The 21251-nt window shown below is 34.3% G+C and carries 14 protein-coding genes and 7 pseudogenes; 8 read left to right on the top strand and 13 right to left on the bottom strand.

The features are described from left to right. Nucleotides 1-62 precede the first annotated feature (62 nt). Nucleotides 63-453 (bottom strand): annotated as a pseudogene (locus CALKRO_RS03890) (UPF0236 family transposase-like protein); the annotation flags it as partial. Between the two features lie 74 nt (nucleotides 454-527). On the opposite strand from CALKRO_RS03890, the pseudogene CALKRO_RS03885 reads away from it, so the two are divergent. After that, nucleotides 528-1760: pseudogene (locus CALKRO_RS03885) on the top strand (IS256 family transposase). Nucleotides 1761-2008: 248 nt separating this feature from the next. On the opposite strand, the pseudogene CALKRO_RS03880 reads toward CALKRO_RS03885, so the two are convergent. Further along, nucleotides 2009-3234 (bottom strand): annotated as a pseudogene (locus CALKRO_RS03880) (IS256 family transposase). A gap of 507 nt (nucleotides 3235-3741) precedes the next feature. Here CALKRO_RS03880 and CALKRO_RS03875 point away from each other — a divergent pair. Continuing rightward, nucleotides 3742-4987, top strand: a pseudogene (locus CALKRO_RS03875) (IS110 family RNA-guided transposase). Between the two features lie 483 nt (nucleotides 4988-5470). On the opposite strand, the gene CALKRO_RS03870 reads toward CALKRO_RS03875, so the two are convergent. The 3 genes and pseudogenes from CALKRO_RS03870 to CALKRO_RS14060 form a co-directional block, all read right to left on the bottom strand. Further along, the gene (locus CALKRO_RS03870; protein WP_013429799.1) at nucleotides 5471-6244 is read right to left on the bottom strand and encodes a DUF1829 domain-containing protein; all 774 of its coding nucleotides are present in this window, start codon (nucleotides 6242-6244) and stop codon (nucleotides 5471-5473) included. Then, nucleotides 6245-6637 carry a DUF6978 family protein gene (locus CALKRO_RS03865; RefSeq protein ID WP_408605134.1) on the bottom strand — a complete coding sequence of 131 codons (393 nt, stop codon included), beginning with the start codon at nucleotides 6635-6637 and terminating at the stop codon, nucleotides 6245-6247. Between the two features lie 453 nt (nucleotides 6638-7090). Continuing rightward, nucleotides 7091-7327, bottom strand: a pseudogene (locus CALKRO_RS14060) (PIN domain-containing protein); the annotation flags it as partial. Nucleotides 7328-7524: 197 nt separating this feature from the next. Between CALKRO_RS14060 and CALKRO_RS03855 the strand changes: the two are divergent. Further along, nucleotides 7525-9228, top strand: a complete 1704-nt coding sequence (locus CALKRO_RS03855; RefSeq protein ID WP_013429287.1) for an IS1634 family transposase — start codon at nucleotides 7525-7527, stop codon at nucleotides 9226-9228. A 946-nt stretch (nucleotides 9229-10174) separates the two neighbouring features. Here the strand turns inward: CALKRO_RS03855 and CALKRO_RS13805 are convergent. Further along, nucleotides 10175-10270: pseudogene (locus tag CALKRO_RS13805) on the bottom strand (Uma2 family endonuclease); the annotation flags it as partial. 91 nt (nucleotides 10271-10361) lie between these two features. Between CALKRO_RS13805 and CALKRO_RS03850 the strand changes: the two are divergent. From CALKRO_RS03850 to arsB, 3 genes are read left to right on the top strand one after another with little or no spacing between them, the layout of a single operon-like run. After that, on the top strand, nucleotides 10362-10733 hold the full coding sequence (locus CALKRO_RS03850) for an ArsR/SmtB family transcription factor (RefSeq protein WP_013429797.1): 372 nt from the start codon (nucleotides 10362-10364) through the stop codon (nucleotides 10731-10733). A 1-nt stretch (nucleotide 10734) separates the two neighbouring features. Next, entirely contained in the window at nucleotides 10735-11148 is a 414-nt protein-coding gene (locus tag CALKRO_RS03845; RefSeq protein ID WP_013429796.1) for an arsenate reductase ArsC, read from the top strand. Between the two features lie 2 nt (nucleotides 11149-11150). Next, nucleotides 11151-12197 carry an ACR3 family arsenite efflux transporter gene (gene arsB / locus CALKRO_RS03840; RefSeq protein ID WP_013429795.1) on the top strand — a complete coding sequence of 349 codons (1047 nt, stop codon included), beginning with the start codon at nucleotides 11151-11153 and terminating at the stop codon, nucleotides 12195-12197. Between the two features lie 112 nt (nucleotides 12198-12309). On the opposite strand, the gene CALKRO_RS03835 is transcribed toward arsB, so the two are convergent. From CALKRO_RS03835 to CALKRO_RS03825, 3 genes are all read right to left on the bottom strand, one after another. Continuing rightward, nucleotides 12310-12666 carry a hypothetical protein gene (locus CALKRO_RS03835; RefSeq protein ID WP_013429794.1) on the bottom strand — a complete coding sequence of 119 codons (357 nt, stop codon included), beginning with the start codon at nucleotides 12664-12666 and terminating at the stop codon, nucleotides 12310-12312. Between the two features lie 5 nt (nucleotides 12667-12671). Next, nucleotides 12672-12878 carry a 4Fe-4S dicluster domain-containing protein gene (locus CALKRO_RS03830; RefSeq protein WP_013429793.1) on the bottom strand — a complete coding sequence of 69 codons (207 nt, stop codon included), beginning with the start codon at nucleotides 12876-12878 and terminating at the stop codon, nucleotides 12672-12674. Between the two features lie 269 nt (nucleotides 12879-13147). Further along, nucleotides 13148-14335 carry an ISL3 family transposase gene (locus tag CALKRO_RS03825; protein ID WP_013429792.1) on the bottom strand — a complete coding sequence of 396 codons (1188 nt, stop codon included), beginning with the start codon at nucleotides 14333-14335 and terminating at the stop codon, nucleotides 13148-13150. Nucleotides 14336-14464: 129 nt separating this feature from the next. Here CALKRO_RS03825 and CALKRO_RS03820 point away from each other — a divergent pair. Both CALKRO_RS03820 and CALKRO_RS03815 read left to right on the top strand, forming a co-directional pair. Then, nucleotides 14465-15654, top strand: a pseudogene (locus tag CALKRO_RS03820) (IS1634 family transposase); the annotation flags it as partial. Between the two features lie 118 nt (nucleotides 15655-15772). Further along, complete coding sequence (locus CALKRO_RS03815) at nucleotides 15773-16219, top strand: C-GCAxxG-C-C family protein (protein ID WP_013429791.1); 447 nt, start codon at nucleotides 15773-15775, stop codon at nucleotides 16217-16219. Between the two features lie 83 nt (nucleotides 16220-16302). Here the strand turns inward: CALKRO_RS03815 and CALKRO_RS03810 are convergent, their stop codons facing one another. The 4 genes from CALKRO_RS03810 to CALKRO_RS03795 all read right to left on the bottom strand — a co-directional run bounded on the left by CALKRO_RS03810 (nucleotide 16303) and on the right by CALKRO_RS03795 (nucleotide 21246). Continuing rightward, nucleotides 16303-18768: an MBL fold metallo-hydrolase gene (locus CALKRO_RS03810; RefSeq protein WP_013429790.1), complete on the bottom strand. Its 2466-nt coding sequence runs from the start codon at nucleotides 18766-18768 to the stop codon at nucleotides 16303-16305. 3 nt (nucleotides 18769-18771) lie between these two features. After that, on the bottom strand, nucleotides 18772-19683 hold the full coding sequence (locus CALKRO_RS03805; protein ID WP_041741923.1) for a DMT family transporter: 912 nt from the start codon (nucleotides 19681-19683) through the stop codon (nucleotides 18772-18774). A 122-nt stretch (nucleotides 19684-19805) separates the two neighbouring features. After that, nucleotides 19806-20597, bottom strand: a complete 792-nt coding sequence (gene ehuA, locus CALKRO_RS03800) for an ectoine/hydroxyectoine ABC transporter ATP-binding protein EhuA (protein ID WP_013429788.1) — start codon at nucleotides 20595-20597, stop codon at nucleotides 19806-19808. Beyond that, the gene (locus tag CALKRO_RS03795; RefSeq protein WP_013429787.1) at nucleotides 20584-21246 is read right to left on the bottom strand and encodes an amino acid ABC transporter permease; all 663 of its coding nucleotides are present in this window, start codon (nucleotides 21244-21246) and stop codon (nucleotides 20584-20586) included. The genes ehuA and CALKRO_RS03795 overlap by 14 nt, the downstream gene beginning before the upstream one ends. Nucleotides 21247-21251: the final 5 nt, after the last annotated feature.

The following is a 21251-nucleotide window of genomic DNA, read 5'->3' as shown; positions in this document are numbered from 1 at the left end:
TGTATTATATTTTACATCATATCGAACCAACATCGCAAGTATGTATAAAGGCCGGGATAGTGTCAAGAGTTTGTAAGTAAATTTTTTTTAAATACGAGTGCATTTAAGAAATCTCCAGTACTTAGGCCTTTCAATACTCTAAACAACAAACCAACTTTTCCTCTTTCCAGAATTGGTATATTATTCTTTGTCTTCTCAACCTGTTTCTTTACCCTCTTAATACTTTTTCTCATAATCTCTTTTACCGCTTTTTCACTTTCGTTTCTCTTTTCTGCTTTCCGACAAATCTCATTTAAATATGCCTCTCCTAAGTTTACACCATTATACTTCAAACTCAATAACTTTATTCATTACCTCTACTCCTTCTTTGCTCCATCCTCTTGGTCTTGAACTCATCCTATCATCTAATACATGGCTTACATACCCTTCTGTACTACATCCTTGAAACATCCTTGTCGGGACTTAAAATAAAATTGTGTCCACTGTATAATTGGTATTGAAATAACCACCAAAGGGGGTTTACGATTATGGGGAAAAATGAAATTTTTGAAACCGCTAAAAATATGGCTATCGAACAAGTGCTGAATATGTATTGTTCCAAGAACGACCCTACTCGCCCAGCTCTAAAACAGCTAAAAGTAAAACTTGCTCGATTGCTTTATGTTATCAGAAAGAACTGTTTACCTTGCTAAACGAAAACGACAAAGGCAATGGCTTCTATGAGAGAAAACTTGCAATACCTGTTGGAAGTCTTGAAATTTCTGTTCCTCGTACACACACTTAGAACCTTTCGACCTTCTATCCTCCCTGACCGCTATAAAAGAGTTGATAGTTTACCTACTTACCTGCTCATGTCTTTAGTCGCCAATGGTTACTCTTGAGCGTTCTCTTGTCCAAACTCTTAAAAGCATAAATCTGCCTTATCCTGAAGACGAAATCGAAAAAATCAAAAGCGAACTTAAAAACGAGTTTCAACTTTTCAAACAAAGAGAACTTCGATGGTTGTGCTTTTGCTCTTATCATTGACGGTTATTCAAAAGCGAAATTAAAGATAACTCAAAAGTTAAACAAGCTACTTGCAATGTCGTGCTGGCATCGATTTGGAAGGTAAAAAAAAGACATCTTTGGAGTTTATACCTTTTTCGGCAAAGAAAACAAAGCCGATTGGATGAGAGTCTTTGACGACTTAATTACAAGAGGTCTTAAAAAAGTCTTAATAGTCGTAAGCGATGATTTCCCAGGCATAATCGATGCTGTTAGACTCGCTTATCCCCTTGCCGACCATCAACTATGTTTTGTTCACCTTCAACGCAACGTTAGAAAACAATAAACTTGAGATGATGCTTCTGTTTTCAAAAAAGAACTTGATAAATTAAGAACTTCCTCTTCTGATTTCGATGAAGCAGTTTTAAAGTTTAAAGATCTTTGTAATCAATATTCCTCAAAATACCCCAGATTCATAAAGGCTATTTGCGAAAAAGCCGAATTTTATCTTGCACATATGAAGTATCCTGAAGATTTAAGAAAGCATATCTATACTACCAATGCAGTAGAAAGTGTTAACAGTATAATTGAAAAAATAAAAATAACTTAGGGGCTTATTTTCAGACTGTAGAAGTTTTAGAAACAAACATCTATTCACAAAAAGAAAACTTACATCGGGTCAAGGGGAAAATGGAGTACCTACTCTTAAAAAATGTAGTTACAATATATTGCAGCTCTACTATATGCGTTATGAAATGGAAACACAATATTCTTGACAAGCTCTTCGGGTCTGTAAATAATTTTGTGTATTTAAATTGAACCATCCCTCTTGGTAAGAAATCATTCAGGATAATCTTGTCTACCTTCTATTTTTTAGTATTACCATTTTAAAAATTTTTATGCATAAATTTTTTAAAAGCTGGACAAAATTTAATACTGGGATATATTGCTCTGATTTTTCTGGTTCTAATTTGTTTTAGATTGCTTCCATGGAAGAAATCTAAAAGCGAACTGAGGTTTGTTATTAATTTATATATCCACTTAAACGTTCTGGATACATTATCAAAAGCTGATTTAATATTATATCCCAATTTCTGTACCTCTGTGTCCACTTTCTTACAACATTTTTTGTTGCAAGATAAAGCATTTTCTCTAACGCTGTATCGTTTGGAAATACTGATTTTGTCTTTGTCACTTTTCTAAATTGTCTATGAACTCCTTCTATAATGTTTGTTGTATAAATTATCTTCCTTATTCTGCCGGGGGAAACTTAAAAACGATGTTAGTAGCTTCCAGTTGTTTTCCCAGCTCCTAAACGCATAAGGATACTGTTTCCCCCATTTCTCTTTTACCTGACAAAAATTGTCCAACGCTTCTTCTTCATTAGTTGCCTGATACACTTTTTTAAAATCCTTTGAAAATTCTTTTATATGCTTGTATGAAAGATACTTGAACGAATTGACTTGGCTGATGAATAATACACCTTTGAATATCGCTTTTTGGGAACACTGCTTCTATTGCTTCCTTTAAACCTGTCAACCCATCAACACAAAATAGTAATACCTCTTCCACTGGTCTTGTTTTCAAGTCATTTAAAACACCCAACCAGAATTTAGAGCTTTCACTTTCTCCAATCCATATTCCTAAAACATCCTTATATCCTTCAATGTTAATACCTAAAACAACATAGGCAGCTTTATTCACAATTTTACCCTCATCTTTTATCTTGTAATGGATCGCGTCCATGAAAATAAACGGATACATCTTTTCCAATGGTCTATTTTGCCATTCTCTTATCTCAGGGATAATTTTCTCTGTAATTTTGCTAACCATTTCGCTAGATACTTCAATACCATAAATATCTTTAATTTGCTCATGAATGTCTCGTGTTGTCATTCCTCTTGAATACAGGGCTATGATTTTGTCTTCAATCTCTGAAATATCTCTTTTGTACTTAGGAATTTTCTTGGGTTCAAATTCATCTTCTATATCTCTTGGAATATCAAGCTCCATTTCACCAAACTTGGTTTTGACAGTTTTTTGACTATAACCATTTCGGGAATTTGTTGTCTGCTTGTTTTTGATATCATATTTTTCGTACCCTAAACTTTCCTCAATTTCTGCTTCTAAAAAACTTTGGAGTAAGTCTTTGAATAGATCCTTCAAGCTTTCATAAATGTCACTTACACTCTGGATGTTATTTTTCCTTATGAACTCAAGCAATTGTTCTTTTGTTAAAACATTTTCCATAACAAAAACCTCCCCGTATAATATGATTATCAAATCACTTAAAACTTCATATCTCAATTGGTACATTAAATTATCAGTACCAATTAATTACTGGAAACTCACCTTGATAGCAAACTTTTCTTAAAACACTCACTTCTCAAAAATTGAATATTAAAATTGACTGCTACAGTTTAAATTTGCCCTTTATTTTTGGTAAACTAAAATCAGAAAAAGTTTAAGCCTGATTTAGTTTATTTGGATATTTTTGATCACCTCCTGCTGGACGTGCTTTGATATCTGCACTTCACAGCTTGAGAAAGACTGAACCCCAAAGGATTACATGAGTAATGTTTACTCGTTTGCTGTGCACTGGCAGTTTACCACATCTGATTTGAGCATGTCAGATGTGTGCACCCTGTAAACTGCTCCGTAGCTCTAATATCGGCGAGGCTGCATTACGTGTAATCCCCAGGGATAAAGGGCTTAACACTTTTTCTTACCACTATTTGCAAAAAGGAGGTCTTCAAATTGCCAAATACTTTAATCGTGGGCATTGATATCAGTAGTCAGTCAAATTCTATCTTCTTCATCGATGATGCCGGAAATCACTTGATTAAAAAACCTTTTTCCTTGCCTAACGATCAAGAAGGCGCTAACGAATTAATCAAAAGAGTTATTGATTGCCTCAGCCAGTATAATCTATCCTGTATTAAGTTTGGCATGGAAGCAACTTCACATTACGCTTGGCATCTGCACTTGTATCTTGCTTCTTCATCTGAACTGCTGCTATATAAACCAACTTTTTATGTTCTCAACCCAAGCATAGTCAAAGGCTTTAAAAAAATCTACACTTTCTTGCCTAAAACAGATAGCATCGATGCAATTATCATCGCTGAATGTGTCAGGTTCAGCAAACTCAACCCAACACCTTTACCTGATTTTAAATATGCTACACTACAACGCCTTACCAGAATGCGCTATCATCTTGTTCACAATTTGACACGTGAAAAAAACAGAGCTCTCAATCTCATATACCTTAAATTCTCTACTTATTCTCAAGACTGCCCATTTTCAGATATATTCGGTAAAGCTTCTTGTGCTATCATCGAAAACTTTACACCTGACGACATTGCCTCCATGCCTTTAGAAGATTTAATTAAATTCGTATCCGATAACGGCAACAATAGACTCTCAGATGTCAATAAAATCGCTGAAATACTTAAAACTGCTGCTAAGCGTTCCTTTAGATTACATCCTCTGTTGGCTGAGGCAAATGACTTAGCTTTGTCTATGACTCTTGAAAACATCAGATTTATGCAAGAACAACTCAAAAAACTCGACAAAGAAATCTCTAAACTACTTAAAGCTTTCTCTCAAACCCTGACTACCATTCCTGGCATAGGAGATGTTCTTGCAGCTGCTATCTAGGCTGAAATCGGTGATATTAAACGCTTCAAAAATGAAGCTGCTTTGGCAAAGTATTCTGGCCTGGTTTGGACTCAGTACCAATAAGGCAACTTCAATGCCCAGGAAACCTCATTGGCTAAGTGTGGTAACCAATATCTGAGATATTATCTTGTTGAGGCTGCTAACTGTGTTAGGGTGCACACAGTACGCTACAAAGCCTTCTACAACAAGAAGTTCTCAGAGGTTACCAAGCACCAGCATAAACGTGCCCTCGTCCTAACCGCAAGACGCTTAATTCCTTTGATCTTTGCCATGCTCTAGCCTTGGTCAAATATATCAAGAAAGAGGTGATGTTTACAATACTTAGTTAGTCCCAATTTTTTAATTTAATAGTCCTTCCCAAACAAGCTGCCAGTTAAATTTTTCCATGCTGAGCGGCTCGGTATTCTATTGTCTTTTTTGCCCTAATTATCTAAAAAAAATTCTTTAAAAACCCCCTTGACATTATACCGTTTGTCTTCTTGGATATTTTTGTTTATATTCTGATTCTTACCAAGAAGGAGGTCCTTATACTTTACACAAAATTATTTATAGTCTCGTCTCTTCAATTCCATTGAATACTTCGCTATATCTTTCTTATAACTTGCTATCTCCACTATGCCTTCTCCAAACATATTTGAAAGTTTCTCTATCTTTGCTATAATATTATCAATTACTTTGCTCCCTCATTTGGTCCGTTTTCCTTTTAGTTTTTTTATTTTCACCACATTATTTTATATCATTCTTTCTTTTCTACCAAGAGGAGGGAGCTATTTTTCTATCTCAAATCCTATAAATATTTTACACTAAGTTATGCTGCTAACTCATCTATATACTTCTTTCTTTCTGTCCATTTTATAGGTGTTATCTCATACTCTAAAAAAGCTCTTATTATATCTGATGAAACATCGTTGTCTTCATCGTTTAAGATTGTATACAATTTTGTTTCACCAGTTCGCGTTACCTTTGTATCATTCCATGCAAATATTATTGACTTTGTAATATCTTTGGTAGGATTATTTACAGCTTTTATAAACCTCTCCGGAGCATTTTTAGAATATGGTATAACAAAATCAAATCTATAATTAAAACCACTTTTTCCAATTAAGCTAAAACCTGGGACATACCTAATATTATTTGCTTTTAGAAAATTCTCTACATCTTCTAAAAATATCGACATTACATTCTGGCGCGACAACATGAACATATCATTGATTGCTAATATTGCCTGTATTAAGTTATGCTTGTACAAAGGAAAAGTCTTTAAATCGCACTTAACTACCAACGCTTCCTTTTCTAGACTAATACCAAAGCCATTTAAAATAGTTTTTAGAATTTGTTTCCTTCTTTCTGTGTTCATTTCCATTCCTGACATGGCTAAATCATTTAGCGTATATCCACCGTCGGTCAAGGTCAGTTTGTCACCTTCTTTTACCACATAAATTTGGATATAGTCGTTGTGTCTATCAAGAAAGGGAGTAGTCAGTTCAAAAACATTATTCTCTAATTTTTTTATATCAGTATTCTCTTTTAACCATTTTAAATAAGAATCGATAAAAAATTTTGCTTCTAACACTTCACTCATCTATGTCATCACCGCCTGAACGGTAGGAATTTCTATGATATTGCAAAATCTACAAAATTCTACAAATGTTTGTATTAGGTCTTTAGGATTTTTGAAACACTTAAAGTCCTCTAATGGATAAGCCCACTTATCTCCATATCCTTCTTTGTATATATGTATGTGGTTAGGTCCAATAACTGTTCCATCTGGATTCCTGTGAGGTTTTGTATCAATATCCAATCTTACTAAGGTTATAACTGTCTGATATCTTTCGTTGTATGTACAACGTGTTAGTTTAAACGTACCCTTTCTATTAATATCTATTAATAGTCTTTCCGAAATATTATCTAAACAAACTACGTTTAAAGTTAACGAACTATCTACCATAGGAAAAACAATTTGTTTTTCAAGGATTGCTTTTTTGGTTTAAATCAAGTAATTAGCTAACTCCTGTTCAAGCAAAATAATTCCTCCTAAAACTAATACCATTACTCAAGATTATACACTAATCTTCTCACATTTTCTATAAATTCTTTGCTTGCCAAATAAAAGTTTTAACAATTCGTTAATCGTGTTCTGCACCTAAAATTCCTGTCTTCCTACTTAGCCTTCTTGCTATTTGCTTTAATAGCTTCAAATCTTCCTCCTACAGATTTTGAACCAGCAGCAACAACTCTTTTATATCGTCAGAGGCAGTTTCTTTGTTTGCATCTGATGGAGTTTGCAGTTGACAGTTTTTTGTGTCTTACTTTTCAGAAGAGCGCATATCAGTCCTGCATAGCAGATAATATATGTTTACTAAAAAGAAATCAGCAATTTTATTTAAGGGTGCTGAGGTTGGTTCTATGGATACCATTTTCACTATTCCTAATCTGTATTTAAAATTTCCATATCAAGTCTTGAAAAATGTTTCTTATCAAAAGTGAATATCTTGTTGTTCCCCAACTTTGCCATGTGATGAGAAAGATATGCATCAATGAAATCAACATTGCTTTCTTTGTAGCTTTTGAGTGCAAAAAGAACAACATCCCCTTCTTCTGCTTCAATACCATCAGAACATATGAAAGCACTTAAAATATCAGCTATCTCCTTCCTTGGTACCTCTTGACTTTGTCAATTAGGAGTGGTTATTGAGCTAACAAAAAATGACAAAGTCTTAATTTATGCGGGTTTTGAAAATAGAAAAATAAAAAATTTTAAAAATTGTAGTGGCAAATTAGAGTCTGAAATATGCTATAAATACTTGACATTTTGAATATTTTGTGGTACAATTATTCAAAATACCTTTGAGGAGCTACCATATGTTTGTCAAAATAACTAATGCTGGCGGTTACCAGTATGTTAGATTAGTCGAAAACTATCGTGAAAATGGCAAGGTTAAGCAAAGAGTGCTATTCAATTTTGGTAGACTTGATCTCCTCAAAAATGATCCTGCTTTTAGAAACATTGTAAAAAAACTATCTGATATTGTTGAAAGAACAACTACTGACAATACAGAAGCTGTTACTATTGAATCTGAAGAGGATGTATCGGATGCAGTTATAAAAAATTGGGGGTACATTGTATTCAGAAAGTTATGGGAAGAACTTGAAATAGATAAATTTTTAAAAGAGAGAGCAACAAGGGGGAGAAAGATAAAATTTGACGTAGACAAAGTAAGTTTTTTAATGACCATACAGAGATTGATAGAACCTATGAGCAAACTGAGAACTTATCATGAGAAGAATAGATATTTTGGATTTGAAGAGGATATAGATTTAAATCAATTATACAGGTGTTTAGATTTTCTTGACAGTATAAAAGAGGATTTAGAGACATACCTGTATCAGAGAAATAGGGATTTATTTAAGATGGTGGTTGATATAGTTTTTTATGACGTGACGACAATATACTTTGAGAGTTGTAGAGCCGATGAACTTAAAAATTTTGGTTTTAGCAAAGACAACAAGATAAATGAAGTACAGGTTGTGTTAGGGCTTTTGGTAGACAAAGAAGGCAGGCCGATAGGTTATGAACTTTTTCCTGGCAATACAATAGATAGCAAAACAATGGTAAAGATATTGAGGAAACTGAAGGAAAAATTTAGTATAGATAAGATAGTGATAGTAGCAGACAAAGGGCTCAACAGCAGATTAAATTTAAAGATGATAAAAGAAGCGGGATATGATTATATAGTAGCAAGCAGATTAAAGAATGCAAGTAAAGAAGTTTTAGATGAAGTATTTGAGCAAGAAGGATATAAAAGGCTTGATGGAAAAAGTTGTTTGAATGCTGAAGAAATTTATGGAGATGAATTCAAATATAAGGTATTGGAAAGAACAAATGTTATCAAGGATGAAGAGGGTAAAGAGTTTAAAATAGAAGAGAGACTGATAATAACGTATTCAAGCAAGAGAGCTAAGAAAGACAAAGAAGACAGGGAAAGACTTGTATCAAAAGCCAAAGAGCTTTTAGAGAACAAAGGAAGTATAACATCCTTAGAGAAAAAAGGTGCGAGGAGATATTTGAAGAAGAAATCAAAGACAGAAGAATATGAATTGGATGAGGAAGCGATAAAACGAGATGAGAAGTTTGACGGTTATTATGCAATACAGACGAGTAAAAAGGATATGGATGTAGAAGAAGTTTTAGGAGCATATCACGATTTATGGAAGATAGAACAGTCATTCAGAGTAATGAAAAGCTGTTTAGAAGTACGACCGATATATCACTTTACAGAAAGTAGAATAAAAGGACATTTTGTGATATGTTTTTTGGCATTTTTATTACAACGGACATTGGAATATATTTTGAGGAAAAAAGGTAAAGAGATAAGTAGTGAAAGGATAATGGAAGCGATAGATTCAATGAATTTTATTGAAATAGAGATAAAAGGGAAGAAATATTTGATAAAGCAAAGGACAGAAGGAGGAGCTATAGACATCCTGAATGTGATGAAGATAAAGGGGCCAAAAAATTTCATGACATATGAGGAAGGTTTAGGATTTATTGGCATTAACAAATGATGTAGTGACAAAATTGAGGTCCAAATTTTGTCAATCCCAGTCCTCCCAAGCTTTTTGAGTTTCAAACTGACAAAGTCAAGAATACCATCAGAACATATGAAAGCACTTAAAATATCAGCTATCTCCTTCCTTGGTACCTTATAAAACGATTCAAGAGTCCATACAACCTTCGCAATTGTAATTGGTGCAACAAGCAGTTTTAACTTCCCTTGCTCCGCCTCAAGCATAATCTTTTGAGACTTCTGAAAAAACTCCTGGTGGTCTTGCAAAAGATATCTCAAAATAACATTTGTATCAACCCAAACTTTTTCCATTATTGTGGCCCTTTCACTCTTTTTTCCCAGATCTCTTTTGTACTATTTGCTTCATGTTCCAAATACGTGAACGCAACTGATGACTTCAAAGACCCGCCAAGCTCTGATAGTTTTCTCTTCTTATTACTTCAATTACAACTTTGCCATCGTCCTGCATCGTGAAAAAGTACGGTGTTTCCTATCTCCCCACCAATAATTTTCCATATCTAAGCTGGCAGTTATACCTGACTCTTCCAGTAATCTTTGACGTTGCCTGTATCACCTAAAACATCTCTCTACAAAATTGTTCTGAGTTTATTATAATCCATGAAGTTAAAATCTCAATGAGTAGGTACATTGTTCATTGAATGCTGAATAATGAATAACTATATAACAAGAAAATAGGGTTCACCAACAAAAAGTTCAGCCATAAAAATAACCAATTTTTTATAAAACCTTTGCACAACCCCCAAACATACAATCAACTTACAAAAGTTTTCATGGGTTCTGCATAATTCACGTCATCTGTACCCTTTTTAAACCTCCAGAACATAAAATTAGGGAACCTTATTGTATTCTACAAGCTCGTTTACTCTGCAATAGCTTCCAGAATTATTTTCTTCATTGGTTGTTTGAACTGATTATTATAAGAATTTGAGAAAATTTTTTATCATTGTTGCAAGCTCTATAACAATTTCTTGGTGCACTCTTGAAGGTGCAGGGTTCACATCGTAAATAACGCCATTAATATTTTTATTTTAACTCTATTGACAAAAAAGTGTCAATCTTGTATTATATATGAGTGTAGTTGCATATAATCATAGAATGAAGGGGGTAATTATGAACTTAGCTGAAATTTTAAAAATTCTTGGTGATGAGTGCAGACTTCGAATAATCAATCTACTTTTGGAACAGAGGCTTTGTGTGTGCGACATAGAAAAAATATTGGGCACAACACAGTCTAATACTTCAAGGCATCTAAACAAGCTGAAAGTAGCTGGTGTTTTATCTGCTTCAAAAAAATCACAGTGGATATACTACAGTATGAACGAAAGGTTTTTACAAGAAAATGAAAAGTTAATTGAATTTCTAAAGGAAAAGTTTTCTCAGCAAGAGATTTTCAGAAAGGATCTAATTCGGTTAAAAGAGTTGAAAGAAAAAGGCGAAGAGTGTGAGCATGTTTTAACAAAAGTGCAAAGGAGTGATATTTAAAATGAAACCAAGAGTTGCTTTTGTATGTGTTGGCAATTCATGCCGAAGCCAGATGGCAGAAGGTTTTGCCAAACACTATGGAAAAGATTTGATTGAAGTATACAGTGCAGGAACAGATATCGCAAAAGAGGTAAACCCGCTTGCCATTGAGGTCATGAAAGAGGTTGGAATTGATATCTCTTCACATTTCCCAAAGACAATATTCGATATCCCCAAAGAGGTAGACTTTTTAATCACAATGGGCTGTGGTGTTGAGTGTCCGTTTATCCCATGCAAGGTCAAAGAAGATTGGGGACTACCTGACCCAGCAGGAAAGCCTATTGAAGAATTTAGAAGAGTAAGAGATGAAATAGAAAAAAAGGTATTGGAGCTGCTTGAACGAATTAAAAAAGAATATCATGGGGAGGGAAAATAAAAATGGAGCAGAAAAAAGGTTTGTCGTTTTTAGATAGATTTCTGACAGTTTGGATTTTGCTTGCTATGATTGTAGGTGTTCTGGTAGGGTACTTTTTCCCAAACTTTGCAAATGTGCTAAATAGGCTTAGCATTGGAACAACATCAATTCCCATTGCTATTGGGTTAATCCTGATGATGTATCCTCCTCTTGCAAAAGTAAGATATGAAGAGATAGGAAAGACAAAAACTGGCAAAAAACCTTTTGGTATTGCAATTTTATACAACTGGTTTGTTGGACCTGTTGTCATGTTTTTGCTTGCCATCTTGCTTTTAAGAGATTATCCGCATTATATGATAGGAGTAATATTGGTAGGCTTGGCTCGATGCATTGCAATGGTCCTTGTGTGGAATGACCTTGCAGATGGTGACAGGGATTTTGTTGCAGGGCTTGTTGCTCTCAATGCAATCTGGCAGGTTCTGACCTATTCAGTACTTGCATATGTGTTTATAAAGATACTTCCTCCACTTTTTGGAATAAGCACATCTGCAATTGCTCTGCATATTTCAATGAAAGAAATAGCAATTTCGGTGTTTATTTATCTTGGTATTCCTTTTATAGCTGGAGTATTGACAAGAATTTTTTTGGTCAGAAAAAATGGCAGGGAATGGTATGAAAAGAGTTTTGTGCCCAAGATAAGTCCAATAACTTTGGTTGCACTGCTTTTTACAGTCATTGTGATGTTCTCATTAAAAGGAAAGTATATTGTTACACTTCCACTTCATGTATTGAGAATAGCAATACCCCTTTCGCTGTATTTTGTTATAATGTTCTTGATAACATTTTTTACTTCATACAAAAGAAAGTATGATTATCCTGAAAGTGCGACTGTTGGCTTGACAGCAGCAAGCAATGACTTTGAGCTTGCAATTGCAGTTGCTGTTGCAACCTTTGGTTTAGGGTCTGGTGAAGCATTTGCAACAGTTATTGGTCCTCTGATTGAAGTTCCTGTTATGCTTCTTTTGGTAAATGTTGCTCTATTTTTGAAAAAGAAACTTTATGCTAAATAAAAGAGGAATTATTAAAGTTAGTGACATCCCTACAAACAGTAGGGATGTTTTTATTTTGAAATTCAAAAAATAAGCTGTCCGCACTTTTTTCGGACAGCCTTGAAAATATTTTTTATTTATGCTCTTCAACAGCCTTTTTAATTGCATCAATTGCTTGTTGAGTATCCATATTTCTGATTTCAACACCAATATGCTTTTCTTTTGGAAAACCCACTGCCTCAAAAGCATCACGGTACATTTTCTTTTGCATTGTTGGATCGCAGCCTGCCACATAAAGCTGATCTATCTCGGCACCTTTGAGTAGTTCTCTCAAATACTTATCACCATCATCAGAGCAAAGCTGTGGATGCAATCCTACCCATTCAAATATGCCTTCTCTTCTTAAACTGTTTAACACCTCGAAAATATCCATCTTATGAAATGAAGGACAGGTCCCCTGACAAACACATAAAAGCAATCCTCTTTTCATATTTTTCACCTCTCCTCTCCAAAATACTTTATAGCCTCATTAGGGCAGATTTTTTGACATCCTCTACAAAACTCAACACAATTATCAGGATTTTTTACATTTGGATATCCATCTTGACCTATCTCATAGACATCATGAGGGCAAAAATTTACGCATTGATAACACTGAATACATTTTTCTTTGTCTATGATAGGATACCAATTCTTAGCCAAAATTATCACCTCCCTTCTAAAACTTAAAAATTTCTGAGTTTTTAAATATGCGAATTATAAGTATATTTGAATAATCAAATATATTTGTCAAAAAAAAATCACGGCTCTTTGTCAAGAGTTGGGGTGGGTACTCTGAATGCCCACCTTTTTCAGTTTTATCAACCAAGCATTAATTGTAATATATGCCTATTACAGGTAAATAATTTTAAAAACCTAATATTGCCTTTCCCCGCGACTTTTGCGGGTTTTAAATATTCTCTTTCTAACTCCTAACTACCACAACTGTATAAAATCCTCTTTCTAAATCTCTCAAAATTTCTATATCCAAATGCATTTCTCTTTAAAACTTTTATCTTATTGTTAAAACCTTCTGTTACACTATTTGTATATGGAACATCAAATGAATTTACTATCTCTGAAAACCAGTTCCTAAAAACCTTTATACATCTGCAAAATTCAGAAAGGCCACTTCTCTCTGCTGCCTCTATCCATTTTTTTAATTCAACTTTTGCTTGTGCTGAATTACTGCTTTCCAAAACTTTTCTAAATTCTTCCTTGAGTCTATGCGCTTTCCTTAAATCTCTACTGTACCAAAACATCACTTCTAACTCTTCTCTCTGCTCCGCTGTAAGTTCTTCATAAGACTTTAACAGTAGTTTCCTGCTTCTCTTGAAATACTTCCTTAAATTATCTTCTAATTCCTTTTGTACTCTCTTCCTTACATTTTCTAACGCCCAATACACATATCTTGTAAAATGAAATTTGTCTATTACTATTTTCGCGTTTTTAAAATATATCTTTGCTGTCTCCACAAATTGTCTCCACATGTCACATACAAAATATTTTACTTTATCCCTATCCTTCAATCTCTTAAAATATTCAATCAAAACATCTTGTCTTCTGTCTTTTAAAATTTCTACTATCTGCTTTTTCACAGGGTCCACAATTATACACTGATATTTAGCTCCACCTACATTTCCTTTGAATTCATCTATGCATATCGCCTCAGAAGAAAAATCCTCTATTTTCTTGGTAGGACTTACCTTATCAAATAACCTCATAACTGTTGTAACTGATACATTTGTCTGTCTTGCCACTTCTTTCATACTGCTTAAGCTACTGAGCTGACTTATAATGTATGCTGCTAATCTATTTGTCATTCTTTGTCTCTTGCCTAAAAAATTTATGTGTTCAAAAAATTTCTTTCCACATTCTTTGCAAACATATCTTCGCTTTCTTAAAACTAAATATGTTCTCTTACCCATTATTGGTACGTCCTTTACTCTTTGGACACGATAATCATGTATCTTGCTTGTGATACTACCACACTTAGGACACTCGTGAGGTTTTTGCGTCTGACTTATGTGCAGTTCTACCTCCTTTTCGCTTTCTACTACTTGGTGGAGAATGATATCTTTTGATTTCAAAAGTTCTGTGATATAATTATGATTGAGCACTTATTCTGGATGCCTCCTTTCTTTTGTGTGTTTTTTTTATCTCTAAAAACAATTTTAATTATAGCAGGCATTCAGAATAAGTGCTATATTTTTTCTTTTCTTACCACCCCAATATTTATTATAGAGCCGACATACCTGTATCAGAGAAATAGGGATTTATTTAAGATGGTGGTTGATATAGTTTTTTATGACGTGACGACAATATACTTTGAGAGTTGTAGAGCCGATGAACTTAAAAATTTTGGTTTTAGCAAAGACAACAAGATAAATGAAGTACAGGTTGTGTTAGGGCTTTTGGTAGACAAAGAAGGCAGGCCGATAGGTTATGAACTTTTTCCTGGCAATACAATAGATAGCAAAACAATGGTAAAGATATTGAGGAAACTGAAGGAAAAATTTAGTATAGATAAGATAGTGATAGTAGCAGACAAAGGGCTCAACAGCAGATTAAATTTAAAGATGATAAAAGAAGCGGGATATGATTATATAGTAGCAAGCAGATTAAAGAATGCAAGTAAAGAAGTTTTAGATGAAGTATTTGAGCAAGAAGGATATAAAAGGCTTGATGGAAAAAGTTGTTTGAATGCTGAAGAAATTTATGGAGATGAATTCAAATATAAGGTATTGGAAAGAACAAATGTTATCAAGGATGAAGAGGGTAAAGAGTTTAAAATAGAAGAGAGACTGATAATAACGTATTCAAGCAAGAGAGCTAAGAAAGACAAAGAAGACAGGGAAAGACTTGTATCAAAAGCCAAAGAGCTTTTAGAGAACAAAGGAAGTATAACATCCTTAGAGAAAAAAGGTGCGAGGAGATATTTGAAGAAGAAATCAAAGACAGAAGAATATGAATTGGATGAGGAAGCGATAAAACGAGATGAGAAGTTTGACGGTTATTATGCAATACAGACGAGTAAAAAGGATATGGATGTAGAAGAAGTTTTAGGAGCATATCACGATTTATGGAAGATAGAACAGTCATTCAGAGTAATGAAAAGCTGTTTAGAAGTACGACCGATATATCACTTTACAGAAAGTAGAATAAAAGGACATTTTGTGATATGTTTTTTGGCATTTTTATTACAACGGACATTGGAATATATTTTGAGGAAAAAGGTAAAGAGATAAGTAGTGAAAGGATAATGGAAGCGATAGATTCAATGAATTTTATTGAAATAGAGATAAAAGGGAAGAAATATTTGATAAAGCAAAGGACAGAAGGAGGAGCTATAGACATCCTGAATGTGATGAAGATAAAGGGGCCAAAAAATTTCATGACATATGAGGAAGGTTTAGGATTTATTGGCATTAACAAATGATGTAGTGACAAAATTGAGGTCCAAATTTTGTCAATCCCAGTCCTCCCAAGCTTTTTGAGTTTCAAACTGACAAAGTCAAGAAAATATAGCAAATCTTTTATGGAGGTGCAGCATTTAAATGAACAGAAGTGAACTTGCCAAGGAAAAATTCCTAAGTGGATTTACCTGTTCTCAGGCAGTCTTTTCCACTTACAGTACTGAGCTCGGCTTGGACGAAAAAAACGCAGCAAAGATTGCTTGCCCTTTTGGTGGCGGTTTAGGAAGCTTAGGCCATGTATGCGGAGCAGTTACAGGCGCTTTGATGTTGATTGGATTAAAATACGGAAGTTCGGAGCCTAAAGACAAAGAATCAAAAGCAAATGCATACTCAAAGGTTAGGGAATTCGTAAAAAAGTTTGAAGAAAGAAACAAAACTATAATATGCAAAGAATTATTGGATTGTGATATCAGCACACCTGAGGGAAGAAAGTATGCAGAAGAAAATGGTTTATTTAAAAAGGTTTGCCCCAAATTTGTAAAAGATGCAGCTGAGATAATTGAGGAAATGTTATTTAAAAAAGAATAATGGCAGGGTTGGGATTTCTTGGTCCCAACCCCTTTTATATTCTAATTTTAAGCCAATCCTATTATATCCCTATAAGAAATTTATTAAATTTTAATGTAAAATCCCGTCCTTTCAAAAAATTCATCTGATATTTTTTTTAAAATTTCTTCCTGTACCCCTTCACTTAGTTTTATCTTTACCTCTCTTGTTGAAGGATAAATACTGGGATTTTTTTGAATCTCTACATTATATTTTGACAATATCTCTTTTAATATGTTTATCATCTCAACCTGATTTATTGACTGAGACACTTTTATATCCCATCCAGTTTTCTCTGATAGTTCCTCAATCTTGTCTTTATACCTCTCACCCACAAAAGGTGTCACAAACGAAAGTTCTATATATTTTCCACCTTCTTTAATGCTTTTTTTGTAAATTTTATCTTTTTCATTTTCAAAATAGAGGTCAATCAAAAGAAGTGCTTTGTTTTGCTCCATCCTTGGCTTTTGTAAATCTACAATTTCCTCTTGCTTTTTGCCCTCTACATCAAATATTAGATTAACTCTAGTTTCTTCCAAAAATTTCTCGGATATAGTCTTCATTGCTTCAAAATCTTCTTTTATTCTTACCACAATAGCATTTATTATAGGATTATACGAAAATTTCAAAAGCTTAACATTATAATCTCTTAGAAGATTTTTAACATATTCTGAAGCATATGTCAGATTAATATTGGGATTTATGTCAACTTTCCAGAGTGTCAATTTTTCAAATTCCTTTATTTTTTCTTCAATCTTTTTTGAAACAGCTGGAAAGTGAAAGTAAAATGTAACCACTTTGTTTTCAATATCCATACCAACCTTATACAGTCCATATTCTGAAAACATTCCAAATGCAAGCTCTCGCATTTTGTTCTGCTCCATAGGCTTTGGCTTTAACCTTTCTTCTACCTCTTGGGCAGATAAAATTCTAAACAAGTAGGGTTTTCTGGGATTTTGTTCAAAATAAACCGACTTCTTTAAAAGTTCAAATACTCTATTTACTTCCTCTTTTTCTAAAAATTCTTTCCCATTCCAAATCAAAATGGCATGTTCAGCAGTTATATGATTTGACTCTTGTTTATTCTCTACAAGGTACTGCCACAAAAGTTTCAAGTCCTCTTCATTTAAAAGTTCTGGATTGTTCAGTTTCTTAACATTGAAAAATGATAGCTGCTTTCTTGGCTTTTCAATTGAAATTGAATTTATCTCACCATTTTGTGGAACAATTATATTTGCTTCAAGCTCCTTTACTGCCATATCCGAAATCTGCGAAATTGCATCTTCACTGCCATGTGCAAAAATGACAGTCCTTGGTCTGAGCGTTACCAAAAATCCAAGTATTCTATCTCTGTCGCTATGTGCTGAAAGCCCATACTTTTCAACCCTGCACTTTACTTCATATTCTTTGCCATTTAGATCAATCTTTCTTTCATTTTCAGGCAGTTCTGCAAGCTCTAAAAGTTTTCTTCCGGGTGCTTCTTCGTCCTGATACCCTGTTATTGCAATCAGTGCATTTTGATTTTGCACAATCTTTTCAGCATAAAAAACAGAAGGTCCACCTGTGAGCATACCAGAGCTTGAAATTATAACACATGGGTCTGAAGAAGAAATTATTTCCTCTCTTTGTTTTTTATCAGATATAACATTTATGTTATCTGCTAAAAATATTTCTTCACCTTTTAACACTCTCTTGTAATATCGCGAAGACAAATAAGTAGGGTTATTTCTATAAACTCTTATAACTTCCCTTACCATTCCATCAATGAAAACATTAAAACTAACCTTTCTTTTTTTCATAAAGTTTCTGAGGATAAGAATAATCTCCTGAGCTCTTCCAATCGCAAAAGCAGGAATTAAAACCTTTCCACCTTGTGATATAACCTCTGCTACTGTGTTAAAAAGTCTTTCTTCTTCAAAATTTCTGTTTGTGTGAAGCCTGTCACCATAGGTTGATTCACATATGACAACATCAGGTCTAATTTTGGGAACTGAAGCTTTGTCAACAGTCAACTGTCTGTCTGCTGAAAAGTCGCCTGTGTAAAGTATGCTGCCTTCTTGAGTCTGAATAAATATCATGGAAGCGCCAAGGATATGGCCTGCCGGGAAAAATGTTACCTTAATTCCTTCAATGGGTTCAAATGTGTAGTTAAATCCATAGGTAAGGGTTCTATCAAGCAAATCTTCTACATTCTTTTCAGCATAAATAGGTATTTCATCCTCTGCAATCTCCATTATCCTCAAGCTATCATACAAAAGTACTTTTATCAAATCCTTTGTTGGCTGATTTGTATAAAAGAAAATATTAGGATATTCTCTTGCAATAAGAGGAAGGCTTCCTATATGGTCAAGGTGAGCATGCGAAATAAGACAAACATCAACACCGCCAAGCTCGCGAAGAAGTTGCAAGTTTGGGAGCTTGTCTTCTTTCATTCTTATACCAGAGTCAATTAAGATGTTCTTGCCACCAGCTTTTATTAAAACACAAGACGCACCAACCTCTTTAGCACCACCTAAGAAAACTATCTCCATTTTTTAACTCAACTCCATATCAAGATTTTTGTCAAAGTTCAGTTCAGCTACAACCATCCCAATTAAGATTAAACCACATCCTACATAAGAAATCAAAGGTAAAATCTCAGTTGTGTTGTTTGGTCCAGACGGTATTATGGCAGAAAAAATTGCACCAAAAACAGGCTCAGCAGAAAAAATGAGTGCCGTATGAGTGGGTGTTGTGTATTTCTGGACAAACACTTGAGCAGTAAACGCCAACGCTGTCCCTAAAATACCTGTTATCAAAATAGTAACAATAGCTATTAGATTTATTTTAATATTTGTAAGGTTGAGACCAAATATCATTGAAAATATTATATATAAAAAAGCTGCGCTCATCAGCTGAAAAATTGCAATGTTTATTGTATTTATATTATCTTTTGCGGTGAATATGTCAATAAAGATAATTTGAAACACAAACCCAAGGTCAGCAAGAAGGGTAAGAAAATCACCAAAATTAAAATTTGAAAATTTTGTACCACTTAAAAGCCAAAGCCCAGCAAAAGCCAACACTACCCCGGCAGTAACATTAATTTTGGGTATCTTTCTCTCAATCAGAGCTACAAATACAGGAACCAAGATGACAGTCAGCCCAGTTATAAAAGCTGATTTTGATGCATACGTATATTTTAGTCCTATAACCTGCAATAGCATCCCACTAAATAGAAAAAATCCAATGATACTACCATAAAGAACTTCCCTTAATTTCAACCCTCTTAGATTTTTCCAGAATATTACTAAAACTATCAGCCAGGCAAGTGTAAATCTGACAGCCAAAAATGCCACTGGGTTCATATCTAAAACTGTGTTTTTCATGAGTACAAACGAACTTCCCCATACCATTGTAACAAAAAGCAAAATGGCATCTGCTAAAATCTTTCGTTTCCCACTCAAGTTTTTTCTTCCTTTCTGTATAAAAATCTTTTCTATCAAGCTAAAAAGGGCTGCCACTAAAACCCAAAAGACAGCCCTCTTATTATTTCTATCAAATTTTAAACATTTTAACAAAACCATAATTACAGTATCTTTTGTAAAAACTGTCTTGTCCTCTCTTGTTTTGGATTTGTGAAAATTTCTTCAGGCAATCCTTCTTCCACAATCTTCCCTTTATCCATAAAAACAACTCTATCTGCAACCTCTCTTGCAAATCCCATCTCATGAGTCACAACAAGCATTGTCATACCTTCCCTTGCCAGCTCTTTCATAACATTCAAAACCTCACCCACAAGTTCAGGGTCAAGTGCAGATGTCGGTTCATCAAACAGCATTACTTTTGGTTTCATAGCTAAAGCTCTGGCAATTGCAACTCTTTGCTGCTGTCCACCAGAAAGCTGAGCAGGGTATGAATCTGCCTTATCTTTAAGCCCCACCTTTTCAAGAAGCTCCATTCCAAGTTCAACAGCTTCTTCTTTTTTCATTTTATTTACAACAACAGGTCCAATTATAACGTTCTCAAGTGCTGTCATGTGAGGAAATAGGTTAAATCTTTGAAATACCATGCCTATCTGTGAACAAAATCTTGCTATCTCTTTCGAGCTATGTTTTTTATGTTTTTCATGCAGCCCCTTGTCTTCGATGACAAACCCGTCAATTTCAATATACCCTGAATTGATTCTCTCTAAATGGTTAAGGCAGCGCAAGAAAGTGCTCTTGCCAGATCCAGACGGACCTATTATAACCACAACCTCTCCTCTGTTTACCTCTAAGGACACCTTGTCCAGCACAAGATTGTGCCCGAAATATTTAACAATCTCTTTTGCAATTATTATCTTTTTACTATTGTTATTTACTGCATTACCGTTGTTCATACTTCCCCAGCCTCTTTTCAAGCCAATTAAATATTGTAGAAAAAACTGTAGTAAGAGCCAAATATATCACAAGTGCAGCTAAATAAATTTCAGCGTCCCTTCCTGTTGCAGACGCTTTTAATTGTGCAGCGCGCATAAGCTCAACCATTCCTATTGTTGACACAAGTGAAGAGTCTTTCAAAAGCGCAATAAACTCATTGCCAATTGGTGGTATCAATCTCTTGTATGTTTGAGGAACAATTACATATCTCATGGTCTGAAGGTATGTCATACCAAGAGCCTTTGCAGCTTCATATTGCCCTCTGTCAATTGACAGAATTGCTGCTCTTATTATCTCTGCAGTGTAAGCACCAGAATTTATAATCAGAGCAATTGCACCAGCTAAAAACGCTGGCAGTGTCAGAGCAGGAACAATTTTGGGAAGACCATAGTAAATAAAGAATATCTGCAAAAGCAGTGGTGTACCTCTGAAAAGCCATACATAAAAGCTGCCAATATAATTCAAAAGCTTTATTTTAGAAATTCTAAAAAGAGCTGCAACCAGTCCAAACACAAGCCCAATTGTAACTGCAATCGCAGTAAGTTCAATTGTAACAACGCTTGCTTTCAAAAGAACAGGAAAGTATTTTATTATGACTATTTCGGTCAATTCAT

The organism is Caldicellulosiruptor kronotskyensis 2002 (genome assembly GCF_000166775.1).
GTDB classification, from domain to species: Bacteria; Bacillota; Thermoanaerobacteria; order Caldicellulosiruptorales; family Caldicellulosiruptoraceae; genus Caldicellulosiruptor; species Caldicellulosiruptor kronotskyensis.
Note: the sequence above shows the minus strand (reverse complement) of the source record. Positions and strands in the feature narration are given on the sequence as shown.